The 18,528-nt window shown below is 39.8% G+C and carries 18 protein-coding genes; 2 read left to right on the top strand and 16 right to left on the bottom strand.

Translation table 11 applies throughout. The annotated features are described in order from the left end of the window. Positions 1-192: 192 nt before the first annotated feature. Together A6754_RS03685 and A6754_RS03680 are read left to right on the top strand one after the other, a co-directional pair. Entirely contained in the window at positions 193-1,185 is a 993-nt protein-coding gene (locus A6754_RS03685; protein WP_417323562.1) for a BMP family lipoprotein, read from the top strand. Continuing rightward, the gene (locus tag A6754_RS03680) at positions 1,182-2,843 is read left to right on the top strand and encodes a methyl-accepting chemotaxis protein (RefSeq protein WP_066442565.1); all 1,662 of its coding nucleotides are present in this window, start codon (positions 1,182-1,184) and stop codon (positions 2,841-2,843) included. The genes A6754_RS03685 and A6754_RS03680 overlap by 4 nt, the downstream gene beginning before the upstream one ends. A 610-nt stretch (positions 2,844-3,453) precedes the next feature. On the opposite strand, the gene hpf is transcribed toward A6754_RS03680, so the two are convergent. The 16 genes from hpf to flaG all read right to left on the bottom strand — a co-directional run bounded on the left by hpf (position 3,454) and on the right by flaG (position 18,465). Next, positions 3,454-4,011 (bottom strand): ribosome hibernation-promoting factor, HPF/YfiA family, encoded by a 558-nt coding sequence (gene hpf, locus A6754_RS03675; protein WP_066442564.1) that lies wholly within the window; start codon positions 4,009-4,011, stop codon positions 3,454-3,456. Between the two features lie 288 nt (positions 4,012-4,299). Then, positions 4,300-4,815, bottom strand: a complete 516-nt coding sequence (locus A6754_RS03670) for a plasmid pRiA4b ORF-3 family protein (protein WP_066442563.1) — start codon at positions 4,813-4,815, stop codon at positions 4,300-4,302. A 139-nt stretch (positions 4,816-4,954) separates the two neighbouring features. After that, complete coding sequence (locus tag A6754_RS03665; protein WP_066442562.1) at positions 4,955-5,302, bottom strand: hypothetical protein; 348 nt, start codon at positions 5,300-5,302, stop codon at positions 4,955-4,957. 122 nt (positions 5,303-5,424) lie between these two features. Next, positions 5,425-5,973 (bottom strand): chromate transporter, encoded by a 549-nt coding sequence (locus A6754_RS03660; RefSeq protein ID WP_066442561.1) that lies wholly within the window; start codon positions 5,971-5,973, stop codon positions 5,425-5,427. A gap of 1 nt (position 5,974) precedes the next feature. Beyond that, positions 5,975-6,493 carry a chromate transporter gene (locus A6754_RS03655; RefSeq protein ID WP_066451336.1) on the bottom strand — a complete coding sequence of 173 codons (519 nt, stop codon included), beginning with the start codon at positions 6,491-6,493 and terminating at the stop codon, positions 5,975-5,977. A gap of 77 nt (positions 6,494-6,570) precedes the next feature. After that, complete coding sequence (locus A6754_RS03650) at positions 6,571-8,175, bottom strand: gamma-glutamyltransferase family protein (protein WP_066442560.1); 1,605 nt, start codon at positions 8,173-8,175, stop codon at positions 6,571-6,573. 307 nt (positions 8,176-8,482) lie between these two features. Next, on the bottom strand, positions 8,483-9,505 hold the full coding sequence (locus A6754_RS03645) for an ABC transporter ATP-binding protein (RefSeq protein ID WP_066442559.1): 1,023 nt from the start codon (positions 9,503-9,505) through the stop codon (positions 8,483-8,485). Then, complete coding sequence (locus A6754_RS03640; protein WP_066442558.1) at positions 9,505-10,479, bottom strand: ABC transporter ATP-binding protein; 975 nt, start codon at positions 10,477-10,479, stop codon at positions 9,505-9,507. Before A6754_RS03640 ends, A6754_RS03645 begins: the two co-directional genes overlap by 1 nt. Before the next feature lie 9 nt (positions 10,480-10,488). Beyond that, on the bottom strand, positions 10,489-12,039 hold the full coding sequence (locus tag A6754_RS03635; RefSeq protein WP_066442557.1) for a glutathione ABC transporter substrate-binding protein: 1,551 nt from the start codon (positions 12,037-12,039) through the stop codon (positions 10,489-10,491). 19 nt (positions 12,040-12,058) lie between these two features. Beyond that, on the bottom strand, positions 12,059-12,958 hold the full coding sequence (locus tag A6754_RS03630) for an ABC transporter permease (protein WP_066442556.1): 900 nt from the start codon (positions 12,956-12,958) through the stop codon (positions 12,059-12,061). Between the two features lie 9 nt (positions 12,959-12,967). Beyond that, a complete protein-coding gene (gene nikB, locus A6754_RS03625) occupies positions 12,968-13,909 on the bottom strand; it encodes a nickel ABC transporter permease (RefSeq protein WP_066442555.1) in 942 nt (313 codons plus the stop codon). 551 nt (positions 13,910-14,460) lie between these two features. Next, positions 14,461-14,904 (bottom strand): Lrp/AsnC family transcriptional regulator, encoded by a 444-nt coding sequence (locus A6754_RS03620; RefSeq protein ID WP_066442554.1) that lies wholly within the window; start codon positions 14,902-14,904, stop codon positions 14,461-14,463. Positions 14,905-15,427: 523 nt separating this feature from the next. After that, entirely contained in the window at positions 15,428-15,775 is a 348-nt protein-coding gene (locus A6754_RS03615; protein ID WP_066442553.1) for a hypothetical protein, read from the bottom strand. Continuing rightward, positions 15,775-16,173, bottom strand: coding sequence for a flagellar export chaperone FliS (fliS, locus tag A6754_RS03610; protein WP_066442552.1), 399 nt, complete (start codon positions 16,171-16,173; stop codon positions 15,775-15,777). The genes A6754_RS03615 and fliS overlap by 1 nt, the downstream gene beginning before the upstream one ends. Positions 16,174-16,191: 18 nt before the next feature. Beyond that, positions 16,192-18,051: a flagellar hook-associated protein 2 gene (locus tag A6754_RS03605; RefSeq protein WP_066442551.1), complete on the bottom strand. Its 1,860-nt coding sequence runs from the start codon at positions 18,049-18,051 to the stop codon at positions 16,192-16,194. A 21-nt stretch (positions 18,052-18,072) separates the two neighbouring features. After that, on the bottom strand, positions 18,073-18,465 hold the full coding sequence (gene flaG, locus A6754_RS03600) for a flagellar protein FlaG (protein ID WP_066442550.1): 393 nt from the start codon (positions 18,463-18,465) through the stop codon (positions 18,073-18,075). Between the last annotated feature and the right edge of the window lie 63 nt (positions 18,466-18,528).

Raw genomic sequence — 18,528 nt, 5'->3', positions numbered from 1 at the left:
CTAACGAAGTCAATTTCCCATCCCGAATTTTCCAACCATTCTGCATACTAAATCCCCTCCCCCTAACTTCCAAAATCTATCTCCACCCCCAGCAAAAAATGTTACTCGAAGTCAGGAAATCTATTAAACAACCCAGTCATTCTGCCGATATCATCTAAGTAAAACGTCTACGTCTCATTACACATCAGGAGGATGAACTTGAAAAAAATTACTATTGCAATCATGATAATAGCAATATTCCTTGCAGGCTGTTCAGGACAGTCAACAGAGCAAGCTGAAAAAGAATATAAGATTGGAATCATGCTATCCGATGCTGGTCTGGGAGATGAATCTTTTAATGACTCCGCTTTTCAAGGGCTGGAACAAGCGCGTGATGAACTTGGTGTTCTTTTTGACTATAAAGAAGCTGCCGATGGAAATTACGAAGAAAAGATTACAGAACTTGTAAAAGAAAAATACGATTTAATCATCGGACTTGGATTTTCCGTAAAGGATGCATTGGAGAGTGTTGCAAAACAATATCCAGAGCAGCAGTTTTTACTAATTGACGAACAGTCTGAGCTTGAAAATATCATTTCCTTAACATTTAAAGAGCAAGAAGGCAGCTTTTTAGTAGGAATGGTAGCAGCAATGGCCAGCAAAACAGGGAAAATCGGGTTTGTCGGCGGAGTCGATACCCCGCTCATTCACCATTTTGAAATGGGCTATATTGACGGTGCAAAGCATTATAATCCAGAAATTGAGATTGTTACCGAATATGTCGGTTCATTTGATGATGCCGAGGCAGGCTCTGCCATCGCTGCCGATTTTATTAAAAATGATGTTGATTTTCTTTACCATGCGGCTGGCTTCTCAGGCTTTGGCATGATAAAAAAAGCGGAGGAAGCAGGAGTTTTTGCAGCTGGTGTGGACTCTGATCAATTTTTCATCGCTGAGAAAGCAGTTGTGACTTCCATGCTGAAAAATGTGAATACAGCAGTTTTCCAGATTGCTCAGACATTGCAGGAAGAAGGCAGCATCTCTGAGAAAAGCTACTTATTTGGCTTATCAGAAGAGGGCGTGGGATTGGCACCAATCCGCAACATCACTTTAACGGCGGAACAACAGGTTGCCATTGAGAAGGCGCAGGAAGAGATCGTCTCAGGTAAAATCACCGTCACTTCCGAAAAGGAGAACAGCCAATGACATTACTAAACCGCCTATTAATCAATATATTAATTCCGATTATCCTTTCGATCGCTATGATCGGTTTTATCATTTACCAAACAGTCGATATCCAGACGGCAGCTGAAGACGATACTGCCCTGCTTCTCTCTGTAAAAGAGCTGGAGCAAAGCTTAGTGGTCACAAGCCAGTCATTAAACAACTACACATTTTTAAGCAGCGAGGGGAATAAAAATGAATCCCTCTCTATGCTGGAGGAAACCGGTGCAAACTTAGCCGAACTATCATCCATGGCAAATGTAAAGAGCCATCAGGAGATTATCGCAAAAATCGAAACAAAATTTATTGCATTAGATGAAGCGGCAGATGCCGGCTTTGCTGCCAATAATGGCGCCGAAATTAAAAAGCAGTCGATCCGAATTTCAGGTATTTTGAACGATATGTACCTTCTAAAAAAGGAAACAAATGAGTGGTACAAACAAATGACTGCTGAAACAACACAGAAGGTTTCCATGATTGCAACAACTGCATTGATTGGTGCAGTACTTTTAATTATCCTTACATCGATTTACTCGTGGGTAGCAGCGCGTAATATCACCAGACCAATTCATCGCCTTGTAAAATCAGCGAAAATGGTTGCTGCGGGAGACTTAACGATCGATGCTTCAAGCCTTACTTATAAAGAGAACAGCCACAATGAATTGCACCAGCTGACAGAAGCTTTTTCAAGTATGGTCAGCAGCTTAAAAGGAACCGTGCAATCCATTGATTCGGTTGGGAAAAATGTCGGCAGCTTTACCGAAGATGTAACAAGCTATATGCAAAGTTTAAACGAAGGCAGCAAACAAGTTGCGGTCTCTACTGATGAACTCGCGAAAGGAAGTGCAACCATTTCCGAGGATATTCAAGCAACCGCATCACTTATGAGCTCCATGACCGACCAATTCGAAATGGTCAAACAGACGAGTGAACAGTCTGCTGAAAGCAGCAAAGAAGCATTAACAGCGGTTCAATCCGGACGCAGCTCACTTCAGAAACAAGTTGAGATCGCAGATAAAATCTCTGCCTCTTCCAGAGAAATCAAAGAATCAGTTAGTGAGTTTTCAAGATTTACAACTGAGATAGATGGTGCAGCCAAAACGGTTAATGCCATTGCTGAACAAACGAACCTGCTCGCATTGAACGCAGCCATTGAAGCAGCTCGTGCCGGTGAGGCAGGAAAAGGCTTTGCTGTTGTAGCAGATGAAGTTCGAAAACTAGCAGATGAAACGGCGAAAGCCACAAGCCTGATCACTTCCATGGTCAGCAATATTCAAAACGGAATTACCGTGATCTACGATGCAACCGAACATGGACACGGACTTTCAACACAACAATCCCAATCCATGTCCGAAACAGAACAATCTTTTGAAGCAATTTCTGCTCACGTGTCCGGCATCAACACCCAGCTGCAGCGCTTAAACGAAGATATGGAACAAACCAATGCCATGAGCCAGCAAGTAAACTCAGCCATTGAAAACATATCCGCCGTCACAGAAGAAACTGCTGCAGGAACCGAAGAAATCTCCGCCTCCACGGAAGAACAGCTTCACGCCTTCCAGCAAGTAAGCGAAAAAGTCGCTGAACTGCAGGAAATGACAAACGTATTGACGTCAGAATTAGAGAAATTTACGATTTAATGAGGAAAGAGTCCGGCGGGTGCCGGGCTCTTTTTTGCTATTAGATTGGGGATTTATATGGCAAACTAATATGGTTTCCTGATCGATTTTTGGTTTTCCCATCAGTATAGTAGATTTTTTATCAAACTGGTTGGACGCTTATCAGGATGAGGGATTTTTTTATCAAACTAGGCAGTTTTACTATCAGATTATGGATTTTTCTTATTAGACTTGGTTGGTTTTTAACCTGAAATAGGAATTTACTCATTAATTCTGTTTAGTTTCCTATCCAATCTATGATTTCCCCGGTCCAACTTCTCCTTTCCTATCAAATTTTTGCTTTTTCCTATCAAAATTCTGCTTTTTCCTATCAAACCGCCTATTTCACTCAGGTTCCGTCTTATTATTTATTCCTTCCTCCATGGGAATCGATCATTCCCCGAAACTTATCAATATTTCCCAATTTTTTCGATCATTCTAAAAAGCTTTTCAGTCTATTCATCAATGTTCTAAATCAATCTTCCCCAGTTTTCGATCATTTGTCCTTTTCAGCTGATACGTTTAAGATTCTTTTTTGTAACAGGAACAAAAAAAGAGGCCAACTCCACGTCGGCCCTCTTTTCCCCATATTTTATTGAGCTTCGATTAAACCGTAACGGCCATCTTTTCGTTTGTATACTACGTTTGTTAGATTAGTTTCTGCGTTCGTGAAGACGTAGAAGCTATGGCCAAGCATGTTCATTTGCAGGATGGCTTCTTCGCTGTCCATTGGCTTCAAGTCGAAGCTCTTTTGGCGGACAACTTCTAATTCTTCTGTATCGTCCTCTTCAATGGCTGGTGCACCGCCGTCATCCGTTGCAGCAAATAGTGCGTTGATGTTGCCTTTTTCACGGAATTTACGGTTTACTTTTGTTTTATGTTTACGGATTTGGCGTTCAAGCTTATCTGTGATTAAATCAATGGCTGCATACATGTCCACATGTACTTCCTCGGCACGGAGCACAAGATTTTGCATTGGAATGGTTACTTCTACCTTTGATGATTTATCATTATACGTTTTTAAATTGACATTTACATTTGCGTTAGGAGTTTCAGTAAAATACCTTTCCAATTTAGCAATTTTCTTCTCAACATACTCTCGAATTGCTGGAGTTACCTCAATGTTTTCACCACGAATGTTGTAATTCATATGTGAACTCCTCCTTTTCAATGGGCAATAATGACTGCTGGGTTCTGGGGGATCCCCGTAAAAAACACCATAATAGCTTTCCCAAACAGCCTCGTCTTATGAGAAAACTTCTTCTTTTTGAAGAACATTTTCCCTTTAAAAAAGACTATGTATTACATTTCTATTTTACCCCAACATATTCCTGCTAAAACGGAAAAAGAATTAGAAGAATTTTGTCGAATTCGTGAAGATTATGGGAGAAGAAGGGAAAGCTATCCATTAAATGCGTTCTAATTTTCTTGAAGTCATTTAAGTTTGCGTAAGGGAGAAGTCCTTATAATAAGAATTAATATCATCTTTTAATTGTTCAGGATCTGTAAAACCCCAATCCTCTTCCACTTCTGGAAGGTTTCCCAAAGTTGCTTTTACACAGTAGGGATAATGTAAATCGCTATTATACGGCACTATTTTCTCCAAGATAATATCATGCTGAAAATAATTGCCATAGTCATAAACATACGTCAATTTATCATTTTCACAAACAAGCCACTTTGAGAGGAGTTCTTCATTGTCATTATATTCATTGTTTTTCCGCTTGAAAACCTCACCGTCATATTCTTGCGGTCGTATTAAAATGGGTAAACTGCTTAGATCTTTTCCATTGACCTTTTTAGGCTCAAATCCATGCAAAAATAAACCTTCCCAATTAAAAGCAATTTGAATAACTTCATGAAGGTCCGCAAATGTCATATCTTTCTTTACAAGCACTCTTCTCCAACGCGGCGGTTTGGTTTGTTTTAATAGGATTTTTAATTGGTAGATCATATGTACAGCTCCTCTACAGCCTTTTCTATTAGTATAGCTATATGAGAGGGATTCTAAACAATCAATCTATAATAATGAGGTTTTTTACTTGAAGTATTTTTGTCGTAGAATGACAGTAACTTCTGATCTGATGGTAAAATTACTGACGATTGAATTCACGGAGCTTTTTTTCATGTTGAACTGTCTTTGCGGAGATAAAGTCAACGGTTTCCTGCATTTCAGACATTTCTGCGCGAAAGCCGCCCATTTTTTTCTCCACTCGGTCTAGTCGTTCTTCAATGCGATCGAAGCGGGTATCTACTTGGTTAAACCGTACTTCCATTTGTTCGAATCTGGCATCAACTTGCTTAAATCGAGTATCTACTTGCTCGAACCGAGCATCTACTTGCTCAAATCGGGCATCCACTCTTTCAAATTTCTCATCCATTTTACGAGAATGTAAATTTAAGGCATTTAAAATTTCCTTTAACATTGTTTCCTGATCCATGTTCACACCACCTTTAAAAATAGTATACCTTTCACAGCATTTTCTATCAATCCACTGCGTGCGTGTTCACAATATTTCCATAAAGGAATGGGTCAAGGAACCTGTCCCCCTGACCCACTCAGTCAATGAACCCCAAATTGATAAATGCCCATTCCAGCTCCAACGACAAGAGATAACAGGATAACTAAGGCAGGGTGAACTTTTAATTTCTCTAAAAGGAAGTAGCTTCCAGCAATAAGAATGACGGTATAAAGTGCGCCTAAACCGATCACCGAATCTTTCACAAAATCAAAGGTCATCACGCCTAAAAGAACGGCGATAACCGGTCGTACTATAACAGAGATGCTTTTCACTTGTGGTGTGTCTTTGTATTTCAATAGAATGGCCATTAAAACCAGCATCAGGATGATGGAAGGGGCAATGGTTGCAAATAAGCCGATTAAACTGCCTAGAATGCCGCCTTCTGTATACCCAATATAGGCAGCCATTTTTGTCGCAATCGGACCTGGCAAGGAGTTTCCGACGGCTAATACCTCACTAAATTCCTGTGTAGTCATCCAGCCGTATTTCTCAACCACTTCATTTTCGATCAATGGAATAGATGCCGGACCTCCGCCGTAGCCTAATATTCCGGGAATGAAAAAAGCAAGGAAAATTTCCCAATAGTTCATTCTATGACCTCCTTTTTGGAAGGAAGACATAAACAATAAGCATTAAAATAAGAATGGCCGGATGCAAATTTAGCACTTCCATCAGCAGAAGAGCAAGAAAAATAAGGATTAACCCTTTAACCCATCCCAATGATTCCCCAGACTTTTTCGCGAAATCCCAGGTCATAACAGCCAGCATAACTCCTACCACTGGAACAACAGATAGTGACATAAACTGAACCCACGGAATATCTTTAAATTCCTGCAGCAGCTGCAGCAAAAAAATAATAGCAATGGCTGTTGGTCCGACGGTTGCAAGCAGGGCTGCCAGACAGCCCACGATGCCAGTTACACGGTAGCCAATGTAACCGGCCATCTTTGTCGCAATGGGACCTGGCATCGTATTGGCAATCGCAAGCGCATCCGCAAATTCCTCTTCATTCATCCACTGATATTTTTTAACCGTTTCTTGATGGACTAAGGGGATCGACGATGGGCCACCGCCAAATCCCAATATTCCAACACGGAAAAAGGCAGCCATGATATCCCAGTTTCTTCTCCAATATGGGCGTGGAGCGGGAGATGGTGATTCTAGCGGCTGCTCTTTTGCTAGTGCATTTACCAAGCCGCTATTGCTCCATCAGTACGTGATTCTGTTCCACCCTGAAGCACTCCTGTTTTCGGATCTCTCCAGATGATTTGGCCTCGCCCAAAGCTGCCTCCGTCTGGTGTTACATGCACTTCATGTCCTTTTCGGGAAAGGGCCTGCACTAAGTAGTTCGGGAATTCCGGTTCCACATGGACAGATTTTCCCTTCATCCACTGCCACCTTGGCATATCCAAAGCTGCCTGCGGATTTAGCAAGTAGTCGACTGTGTTCGTGACAACCTGAAAATGTCCTTGGGGCTGCATGTATCCGCCCATTACACCAAACGGACCAACTGCCTGCCCATCTTTTGTTAAGAACCCAGGAATGATGGTATGATAGGTTCTCTTGCCAGGCTTTAGCACATTCGGATGGGTCTCGTCTAAGCTAAAATCATGACCGCGATTTTGCAGGGCAATTCCCGTACCTGGAATGACAATGCCTGAACCAAAGCCCATATAGTTACTTTGGATATATGAAATCATATTCCCTTCTTCATCTGCTGCCGCTAAATAAACCGTGCCGCCCTTTGGAAGCTCATATGGTTTTGGATCTGCCGCAGTATCTGAGATCACTTTACTTCTCTTCTCTGCATATGTATCGGATAATAATTCTTCAGCGGAGATTGGCATTTCATCCGGTTCCGTGATAAACGCCTGGCCATCCGTAAATGCCAGTTTCATTGCTTCGATCTGCTGATGCAGTGTTTCTGCATTTTGCCAAGCTGGAGGCGATAACTTTTTAAATACATTTAAAGCCATTAGAGCTACCATTCCCTGACCATTCGGCGGGATTTCCCACACATCATAGCCTTTATAATTCGTTGAAATAGGTGTAACCCATTCTGGCTGAAACTTGCTCAGATCATTTTTCGATAAAAATCCGCCATGTTTTTTCATGAAGGCTTCTATTTTATCTGCCAGTTCCCCTTCATAAAAAGAACGGGCATCCGTTTCACCGATTGATCTCAAAGTAGAAGCGTGGCCTGGAGATTTCCAGACTTCCCCGATCTCTGGGGCTTTTCCATCAGGTGCAAATGTGTTAAACCATTCTTCAAATTCCTGTGTTGTAAATTTTTCTTTAAATCGATTATATGCTAGCTTCCAATACTTCCCTAAAATTGGTGTAAGAGGATATCCTTCTTCCGCATAGCGAATAGCTGGTTCCAGACTTTCGCCTAATGGCAGACGGCCAAATTTCTTTGACAGTTCTGCCCATGCCGCCGGAACTCCCGGTACCGTAACTGGGACAACCCCGTGTACAGGCATTTTATCATGCCCCAGTTCTTTTACTGCCTCAACAGAGATCGAATCGGGAGCCGGACCGGATGCATTTAAGCCATGCAGCTTGTCTTTTACCCATACAAGAGCAAAGGCATCTCCGCCGATTCCATTAGATGTTGGTTCTACTACTGTTAACGCAGCTGCTGCTGCAATCGCTGCATCAATCGCATTTCCTCCCTTTTGCAGAATTTCTAAACCTGCTTGTGCAGCAAGAGGCTGTGATGTCGCAACCATACCTTTTTTAGCAAACACCGTATGGCGCTTTGAAGCAAAGGGGTGATGTAAATAATCCATGTTGGTTCCTCCTCGATTGATTTTTTAAAATACAAACTTGCAAATGATGTACTATGTACTACTAGACGAGCTAGAGTAAAGACACCCCCTGCTAGACAGCAGAGGGGTGTAATTGTTATTGACGGACCCAGGCAAAAAACATCTGGAATGTGGCGGGTTAAAGACCTTGACCCTTCGTCCGAATGTTTTGGGTTAAAGAACCTGTCCCCTCTATCCCACTGTTTTGGGTTAAAGAACCTGTCCCCCTAACCCACTGCCTCCGTCCCAAGTTCTGGGTCAAGGAACCTGTCCCCCTAACCCACTTTGCTTACTGTATAGGCTGCCCCGCAAAATGACACGCAGCGAAGTGGTTCGGTTCGTATTCAACCCATGCTGGTTTTTCGGATGAGCATTTTTCTGCTGCAATGGGACATCTTGTATGAAATGGGCAGCCGCTTGGCGGATTTGCAGGGTTTGGCAAGTCGCCCTGCAAACGGACCCGCTTGCGCTTGGCATTAACGGATGGCCTTGGAATAGCCGATAGCAATGCTTGTGTATAAGGATGCAAAGGCTTATTGAATAGATCAGCTACAGTGCCTAATTCAACTGTATTTCCTAAATACATCACCAGTACCCGATCGCAAAAATAGCGAACGACCCCTAAGTCATGGGAGATGAATAAATACGAAAGCTGATATTTTTCCTGTAAGGTTTTAAGCAGCTTTAATACTTGGGCCTGCACAGATACATCCAGTGCTGAAACAGCTTCATCGCAAATGACAAAGGATGGGTTCAGAGCAATTGCTCGTGCGATTCCAATACGCTGGCGCTGTCCGCCGCTGAATTCATGCGGATATTTGTAGAAGTGCTCTTCCTTTAAGCCCACCTCTACAAGCAAATCAATAACCGCTTTGCGTTTTTCCTTTGCAGACATGTCAGTGTGCATCGTAAATACTTCTTCAAGTGCGTGCCCAATCCGCTGCCGAGGATTTAATGAAGCAAAAGGATCCTGAAAGATCATCTGCATTTCTTTTACAAACTTTAACTTTTCTTTTCTTTTTAAATCCTGGATTTCAGTGTCCTGGAAAACAATTTTACCTTCTGTCAGCTCTTCTAAGCCTAATACGGCTTTTCCTAATGTTGATTTGCCGCAGCCGGATTCACCTACTACACCTAAACTTTCACCTTCAAACAGCTTTAGAGAGACATTTTCTACAGCTTTCACATCACCCTGTTTCCGCTGTAGAATTCCGCCCTTAATCGGATAATATTTTTTGATTCCTTCGAGCTCCAGGAGCACCTTTGGCTCATGTTTAGCATTTGTTGTCTTTTTCTGTTCAGCGACCGCCATTAGTGCACCTCCGTCTCTAACCAGCAGCTAACCTTATGCGTATCAGATACACTCACTACCTGCGGCTCTTTGTTTCTGCAGATATCAGATGCAAATTTGCATCTGGCATGGAATCTGCATCCTGTTATCTGTTCATTTAAACTCGGGAGTGAGCCGGGAATCGGCTCTAATTCGAAATCAGGGTCATCCACGTTTGGTACTGAATTCAGCAATCCGATCGTATATGGATGTTTAGGATTATTGAAAATTTCTTCAACCAATCCCTCTTCGACTTTCTTTCCTGCATACATAACCATCACACGGTCTGCTACTTCCGCCACAACACCCATATCATGGGTAATCATCATGACCCCCATGTTCAGTTTGTCTTTTAAGTCATTAATGAGATCTAATATTTGTGCCTGAATCGTCACATCCAAAGCAGTCGTGGGTTCATCCGCAATAAGGAGACCCGGATTACATGATAAGGCAATGGCAATCATCACACGCTGCCTCATCCCTCCGCTCAATTCATGCGGATATTGGTCTATTCTCTTTTCTGGATATGGAATCCCTACTTGTTTTAAAAGTTCAATTCCTTGTTTTGTTGCTTCGCTTTTTGATAGTTTGTGATGAAGCATGAGCGGTTCGCGTATTTGGAAGCCGATCGTCAGCACTGGATTTAAAGCGGTCATTGGCTCCTGGAAAATCATTGAGATTTTATTCCCGCGAATCTGGCGCATTTTTTCGGCAGGCAAATTATGAATCGGTGCTCCTTCATAAAGAATTTCCCCGCTTGTAATTTTTCCATTGCTCGGCAATAGACCTATTACCGAGAGGGAGGTAATACTTTTGCCGCAGCCTGATTCTCCAACAATACAAAGTGTTTCTCCCTTTTTCAGTGAAAAGGAGACATCACGCACAGCAGGCAGCTGCCCGTCTGCTGTGCGAAATTCAGTCACGATGTTTTTGACTTCAAGTAATGTCTCTCCCATACTAGCAACCTACTTTCCTGTAACTTTCGAAACGTCCCATTGTCCAGTTGGATCAAGAATTAATCCTTCCAGGTTATCGCTAAGTGCCGCTGTAACCACATCATGGTACATAATCACAACTGCATCGTCTTGAAGCATTAATTCATTCGCCTGATTTAAAATATCTAAACGTTCATCTTGATCTGTAGTTGTTCTTGAAGCTTCTACTAACTGATCAAATTCCGGGTTATTATATTGCGCACGGTTAGATGAGCCAATATTATCGCTATGGAAGTTAGGGTATAACAATTCTGAACCATCAGCTGTCACATTAGACCAGCTTAAGAATGTCAGATCATAGTCACCTGCACGTGCAGTATCTAAGAATGCTGCCCATTCCATTGTCTCAATTTGAACATCAAATCCAGCTTCAGCTAATTGTGCCTGTACAACTTCAGCCATTAAGACAAAATTCCCTCTATTGGCAGCCAGTAATTTAATTGGACGATCACCATAACCATTTTTCTCTACTAGTTCCTTAGCTGCTTCAAGGTCAAATGCAGTTCCTGCAGAATCAGCAGACTCATTATAGCCAAATACCTCTGGTCCGATGACACTGTCACTTCTTACACCTAGGCCATTCAGCTTTTGAATAATCGCATCACGGTCAATCGCACTTGCAACGGCTTTTCTAAATTCCGGATCTTGATTTTCTTCATTGGAGAAATTAAAAGTTAAATAGTATTGTCCTGTGCCATTTACTTTTTCAATATTTACATTGTTCATGCTCTCAATTCGGCTTAACTGCTCTGTTGGAAGCTTGTCGATAAATTGAACTTCTCCAGCCTGCAGCATGGAAATAGCGGTTGAAACTTCAGGTACAACTTTTAAAATGAATTGCTTTACTTTTGGTGCTCCGTCACGGTAATCAGGGTTAGCTTCTAATACAACTTGGTCACCAGGAGTCCAGCTGACAAACTTGAATGGTCCTGTACCAACGGGTTCTTTCATTAGATCTTGGTTTTGATCAGCTGTTGGACTTACAATCGCTGCATTTGAGTGAGATAGAGCTGCTAAAAATGGTCCATATGGATATTTCGTTTTGATTTCGACTGTGTAATCATCTACAACCGTGATCGTATCAACCGGCTCTAATAAACTTGCACGAGGAGCAGCTGTTGCCGGATCGCGTAATTTATCAAATGTATATTTCACAGCTTCAGCATTAAAATCTGTTCCGTCGTGGAATTTAATTCCTTCTTTTAAATTGATCACCCAAGTCAGTTCATCTGGATTTTCATATGACTCTGCTAATACTGGTGTAAAATCTTTTGTTTCTGAATCTCTTTTAAATAGTGTTTCATATACATGTTCATTTACATTGGAAGACGCTGAATCATTTGTCATAATTGGGCTTAAACCAACTGCATCTGTTAAAGAAGCATATGTTAAAGATTCAACTTCCTCTGATCCGCCGCCAGATTCATCTCCTGATGATGAAGATGACTCGCCACCGGAACATGCTGCTAATAAAAGTGCTGCCATGATTGTAAATACAAGCAACCAATTCTTTTTCTTCATTGTAAATCCCCCTTATTTTTTAAATATCCATATTTGGATCAATTGCATCTCGTAAACCGTCCCCTACCACGTTAAAAGCGAATACGGTTAACATAATCGCAATACCCGGGATGATGGTTAAGTGCGGCGAACTCCACATGAACGCTTGTCCCTGCGAAATCATCGCTCCCCATTCAGGTGTGGGCGGCTGGGCTCCTAGCCCAAGATAACTTAATGATGCTGTTGATAAAATCGCTGTAGCCATCCTCATGGTGGCAAAGACAATAATCGGTGCAAAAGCGTTCGGCAGGATATGCTTAAACATAATCCGAAGGTCAGATGCTCCAAGAGATTTCATGGCCATGACATATTCCTTCTCTTTAATAGAAAGAACAGAACCTCTGACAATTCTTGCACAAGTCGGAATCGACCAAATACTAATCGCAATGGCCACATTGACCAAGCTCGTTCCCAATATTGCGATAATTAACATTGCAAGCAGAATACCTGGGAATGAGAATAGCAAATCGACAATTCGCATAATAATCCCATCCAGCTTTTTGTAATAGCCGCCAAGCATTCCTAGGATCGTTCCCCCAATAAGTCCCAATGTTACAGCGATTAATCCTACGACTAAGGAAATGCGTGCGCCGTATACAATTCGGCTCCATACATCACGACCATAGTTATCGGTACCTAACCAATGATTTTCACTAAAGACAGGAAGCTCACTGGCATTGATATCCTGTTTCACTGGGTCATGAAAGGTAATCAGCGGAGCAAAAATGGCCATTCCAATCTGAAGGATAATAATGATTAAGCCTGCGACCGCTAATTTGTTTTTTAATAGCCGCTTCATCGTTACCACAAAGGTTCGCTCTCTTTTGATTTCCTTATTGACACCCGCACCCGGCGCTGTTGCTAATTCAGCCATCGTCATCCCCCTTTCTTATTGAAATTTAATTCTTGGATCGACGTATGTATAAACAATGTCAACAATCAGGTTTACTAAAACAAATAATGTAGCTACAAGAAGAACGGAGCCTTGCACCATCGGGAAATCACGGGCTGCAATCGCATCAATCATTAAACGCCCTACCCCGTTAATGGCGAACACTTTTTCAGTAATAATGGTTCCGCCCAAAAGAGCTCCAAAGTTCAAACCAATGACAGTAATAACAGGAATCATTGCATTCTTTAACGTATGTATCCAAATAACCTGACCCTCTTTTACCCCTTTCGCCCGAGCTGTACGAACATAATCTGCTCGAACCACTTCAAGCATTGAGGACCTAACCATTCTGGCAATCATCGCTGCTGATCCAGTTCCTAACGTGATAGCCGGCAAAATTAACTGCTTCATCCCTTCAACCGTATACCATGGATCTGCTAGCCCTGCGACTGGCAGCCACTGAAGATTAACGGAAAACACAAGGATTAATAATGAACCAAGCCAGAAGTTCGGAATGGAGATTCCGCCTAAAGCAAATGTTGTGGATGTAACATCCAGCCAGCTGTTATGCTTCAGTGCCGAGATTAACCCTGCAAAAATACCGATTATGACCGCTACGATCATACTGGCTACTGCCAATTTAAAGGTATTTGGGAATCGAATCGAAATGGCTTCCGCAACAGACTGCTTTGTTTGGTATGAATAACCTAAGTCCCCTTGAAAAATACCAGCCAGGTAGTTGCCATATTGAGTGAGAAACGAATCATTCAAACCAAGATTATCCCGAATGGCTTCTAAATCTGATTCTGTGGCTGTTGGCCCGCCAATCATGGAAGCTGGATCTCCAGGAGCTAGATACATAGATGAAAAGACCAAAAACGAAATCCCGAATAATAGAAATACCAGTTGAAAAAACCTTCTGACGATCATTGAAATCAATTTCAGCCCCCCCCTTTTTACCATTTGTTAATTGATTTCTAATTTTCAATTACTTAATGTTTAGAATTGTATAAAAGTGATTATATGACATACAAAACGAAAAATCTACATAAAATACGAATTTTTTAAACAATTTTGTCATATTTATTTTCTTTAAGGTATAATAATTCATTTTTTGATTTCTAAAAGGTTGTAAATAGTCAAATTTACTTATGTTTCGATAGGCAAAATATAAAGCGGTTACATTCCTTTTTATGGTTACAGAAAGGTGGAAAACATATTACTTTGGTTTCTTTTTGTAGAATAGGAGAGGGTTTGGTGTGGTAAAGGCCAAGTTAGTTAGTGATCTTCACTGCATGGTACTCGCTTTCCGCGGGTGAGAGCTGAGCTTCCTCGGCGCTGCGCACCTGCGGGATCTCAGCCTTCTCCCTTCTCCCGCAGGAGTCTCGCACCATTCCGTTTCGATCAACTTTGCATAGTGCTGAAAACAATAAAACAACAGTACTTCTTGACCAAAAAAATAAACCCATTTAGTGTAATGGGTTTATCCGTTAGAGTTTTAATCCTCTTCTGCTTTTAAATCTGCGCAGCAGTATTTGACTGTCTACTCTTGTAATACCTTTTAATGCATAGAGTTCTTCGTTAATAAATCTTTCTAATGCATCAAAATCATCTACCAGGACGTGTGTGTGCAAGGTAGAGGGTCCCGTCATTTGATAGCAACTCGCAACACTTGGGTTTTCTGCTAACGCTTCTGCTACCTTCACTAAAGAATTAGGTTCACAGTCGATATTAAAAAAAGCTGATACACCTTTTCCGAATTTCCCGCTATTAATCACAACTGTAAACTGCTCAATCACTTCATCGTCTATTAATTTATTCACCCGTTCTCTAACCGCTACCCGAGAAAGACCTAATTCCTTCCCAATATCCACATAAGAAAGCCGCCCGTTGTGAACCAGCAACTCTAGTATTCTCTTATCAACTGCATCCATAATGTACCACCTTTGTTTACCTGTAATTAACAGTATTATATGAAAATTACTTATAAAAAGAAATAGTGCGGGGAAATATGTTGATTACATAATTAAAGAAAAAGGAAGTAAATATTATAACAATAAAATAATCATTAATAATATTCAAGTTATAATAACATTAAATCTTTCTCCTTCATATTTGAATATATATTCTTAAAAAGAATGATTAGTGTAAAAATCTGTTTAATCAGATTCTTAAAGTATGGTTATATTCGTTACTGTTAGCAATAATTTCTGATTTTTTAAAGTATATAATGTCTAACTCTATGATATAAGCTTCTAAACTTTAACAGCTAAAGCCCAATTAGATGAGGTTCAGCAAAGATAGGCTTGGTCATATATTTCATAATATGCCTATGTAAGCATTTCTTTTATTATCTATACAAACCGGAATAAAAACAAGCAATTAATAATTATATCAAAATAACTTTTTTTTGCTAAAACTATTAATCCGAAAAGAAAAAAAACAGACCAAATAGGTCTATTTTTTTTTATCAAGAAACATTCCGTCTATAGATACATCACCGTAAGGATTAGAATATTGATTTTTCTTCTTTTTCTTTACTTGCAATATCTTTATATTGTTTTGAATCTTATTTTTCTTAGTATCAATTAGAGTTTTGATGTCTCTCTCTAATTTAATTATGTCTTCTTTCACAGAAGGTTCTAATGAAGATAAATCCGGGAAACCATTCAGATAGGACTGACGTTTTTCTATCAGAAACTCAACCTTTTCTAAATAACGATCTTGTTCTGTAAATCTGATTTCTTCTTCAAGAATACTTTTTAATTCCATAGAAGTTTGCAGATATTGTTTGAGTATTTCCATTATACCTGACTGCTCTCAAGCTGTTGTTTTTTTACTTGTTGAATGGCTGACTTCCATGTATCTCTAAACTCTACTATATAGCCTTCAACTTCGTTAATAATTTCAACGTCATTTTTCGTATTTGCCTCTATTAGCCTATTGTAGAGGTAATCATACATTCTCATTAAATTTTGTGACAGTTCAATATCCATATTTAATGTGATCATTAGTTCTTGTATAATCTTTTGGGCTTTGATTAGGTTAACGTTACGTTCGCTAATATTATTATCGTCCATTGCTCTTTTAGCCAGTTTTATAAATTTTAAACAGCCGTTATACAAAAGTAATGTTAACTCTTCTGGCAAAGCCGTGTTAATGGAGTTTTGCTTGTATGCTTGATGTGGCTGTGGTATTGCCATTTTTTTCACCTACTTATTTTATTGGTTACCCATTCCTAAATACGATAATAGCTGATTAGATTGGTTGTTTAAATTTTGCATAGCTTTTTCCATTGCATTAAATTGTTTCCAATAACGATCTTCTATTGTCACAAGTTTTGTTTCAAATCTGTCTATCTGTTCTTCATAGTCTAACAGTTGTTTCCCCATTGTATAAGACTGAGGTGTTTTAAAACTATTTCCCGCTCGCTGTTCTACTGTTTGAATTGTAGATGAGATACTGTCGCGCAGCCTTCTTGCTAGTCCTTTCTCACTAGATGAGTTCCCATCTGCCATAAATAATTGATATACAGCTTCTGGGTCATCCTCTATAGCAGCTCTCAACTTATCTTCATCAATCTCAAGCTTTCCACGATCTAAGTAGTTTCTAGTAGTTGTAATACCTATTTCAGCCAATTGATTATAATTAGAATTCACTCCATTAGAACCGTTAGCGGATACTTCAGAATACATATTGTTGCGCATTTGATCTAAAGCTCCAGATAGTATCGAATCACGTCGAAGCATTCCGCTTCTCGCTTGTTCCTCCCATCTTTCCACTTCTTTTTCACTCAAAGCTTCTTTTTCTTCATCTGTTAATGGAGAGTAATCTCTATAACGTTCTTCAGTCAATTCACCATTAACCTTACCGATTATTTCATTATATTTATTAACAAAATCTTTAATAGTTGTCATTATGCTATCAGTATCCGATTGGATATTGATTGCTGCAGATTCTCCTGTGCTTACCCCATTAACAACAGAATCTTTTTTTAATGTGAATGTAACTCCATCCAATGTAAATGTATTAGACTTTCTAGTCGTTTTAAGTCCATTAATTGAAAATTCAGCATCTGTTCCAGTTCCTGCTATGTCATTTCCCAGACCTAAGACATTATTGAAGAAGCTGCTATTGGTCCTTATTGGATCGCCATTAGCATCCTTTGTTACACTAAGGAATTCAATTTCGTTTCCGTTTTTGTTAAATTCACCAGTCGCAGTCCTCATAGCAGAAACTTGATCAGAACTGCTATCATAAAACAGGTTAACTCCAGCAGAAGATTTATTTATCGTATTGAACATATTATTTAATGAAGTACTGCCATCAAACTTAAAGTTCTTATACTGTGCTTCTCCTTGCTCATTATATGTTTTAATATCAAACTCCAGATAATGATTCGTATAGCTAACATCAAAAGTTGTCCCCGCAGCCAATTCAGCTCCGAATTTCACCTTACCTGTAGTTTGATTAACGTACACTTCATTTTCCTTTAGTGGATTTCCGTCAGTAATTGCATCCGTTCTTACTGTAAAATCTTGTCCACCAACCGAAATATTTGCGCCAGCAGTAATAGATATCTCTTTTTTCGAAAGCTGGAACTCACCATTACCCCCTTCAGGTACTGTAAGAGTTTCTGTTTTCGTCTCCTCTTGCCAATCAATACCTGATGCAGAAGAAAATATATTTTGCTGTGACCTTAAACTTTTATCTGGGTCTAATTTAGATGAACTTATATTTTGCCCCTGTTGTCTTGCTGCTGTGGCTAACTTAACATCCTTAATTGTATAATTGACATTAGCAGCATTCGGACTTGCCGTTGCAGTTACAAATTCAGTATTAGATGACGAAACAGATTTCTTAAGTAAATTTGCTTGTCTGTAGATACCATTAAAAGTAAAGTCATCAAGTTCTTTTAACATTAGATTAACATTTCTATAATCATCACGTTTCCATTCTAGCAACTGCTTTTTTTGGTGAATTTTATCTAATGGTATTCTCTGAGCTTTCATCATAGAATCAACAATTGATTGAGTATCCATCCCACTTGCAATACCTGAAAAACGTATTGAATTTACCATCTTTTCTACCTCCTCTAATATTTAGAGTTTTTCATCTATAAATAGTCCTAAGTATTCTTTCATCTTAGCATACATGTCTAAAATTTCTTTATTAGGGATTTCACGAATGACTTCTTTTGTTTCTTTGTCTATCAATTCAACATAATATTTTTCTAATCCCTCATGCAATTTAAAGCTCACAGAGCTATAATGAGGTTTTAAAAATTCATTCATTCCTTTAACAATATGTTCAACTTCTTCTTTATTAATGTTATCTTCACTGCTCTTCCCGATTAATTGACTACTGAATTCTTGAACAGGTTTCAGTTCATTAGATTCCATAAAATCTGCAGGTGAAGAATTCATTTCAGATTTAACTGCATATTTGTTAGTATTATTGCTCTGAACGCTATTTGATACCCCATTAATACTCATAATGAGCAACTCCTTATATTAACCTACATATTATATCGGACAAAACATAAGGATTCTTAAATG

Origin of the sequence: Cytobacillus gottheilii (assembly GCF_001636345.1) — a bacterium.
GTDB classification, from domain to species: domain Bacteria; phylum Bacillota; class Bacilli; order Bacillales; family Cytobacillaceae; genus Cytobacillus; species Cytobacillus gottheilii.
This window is presented reverse-complemented; position numbering and strand designations above follow the sequence as displayed.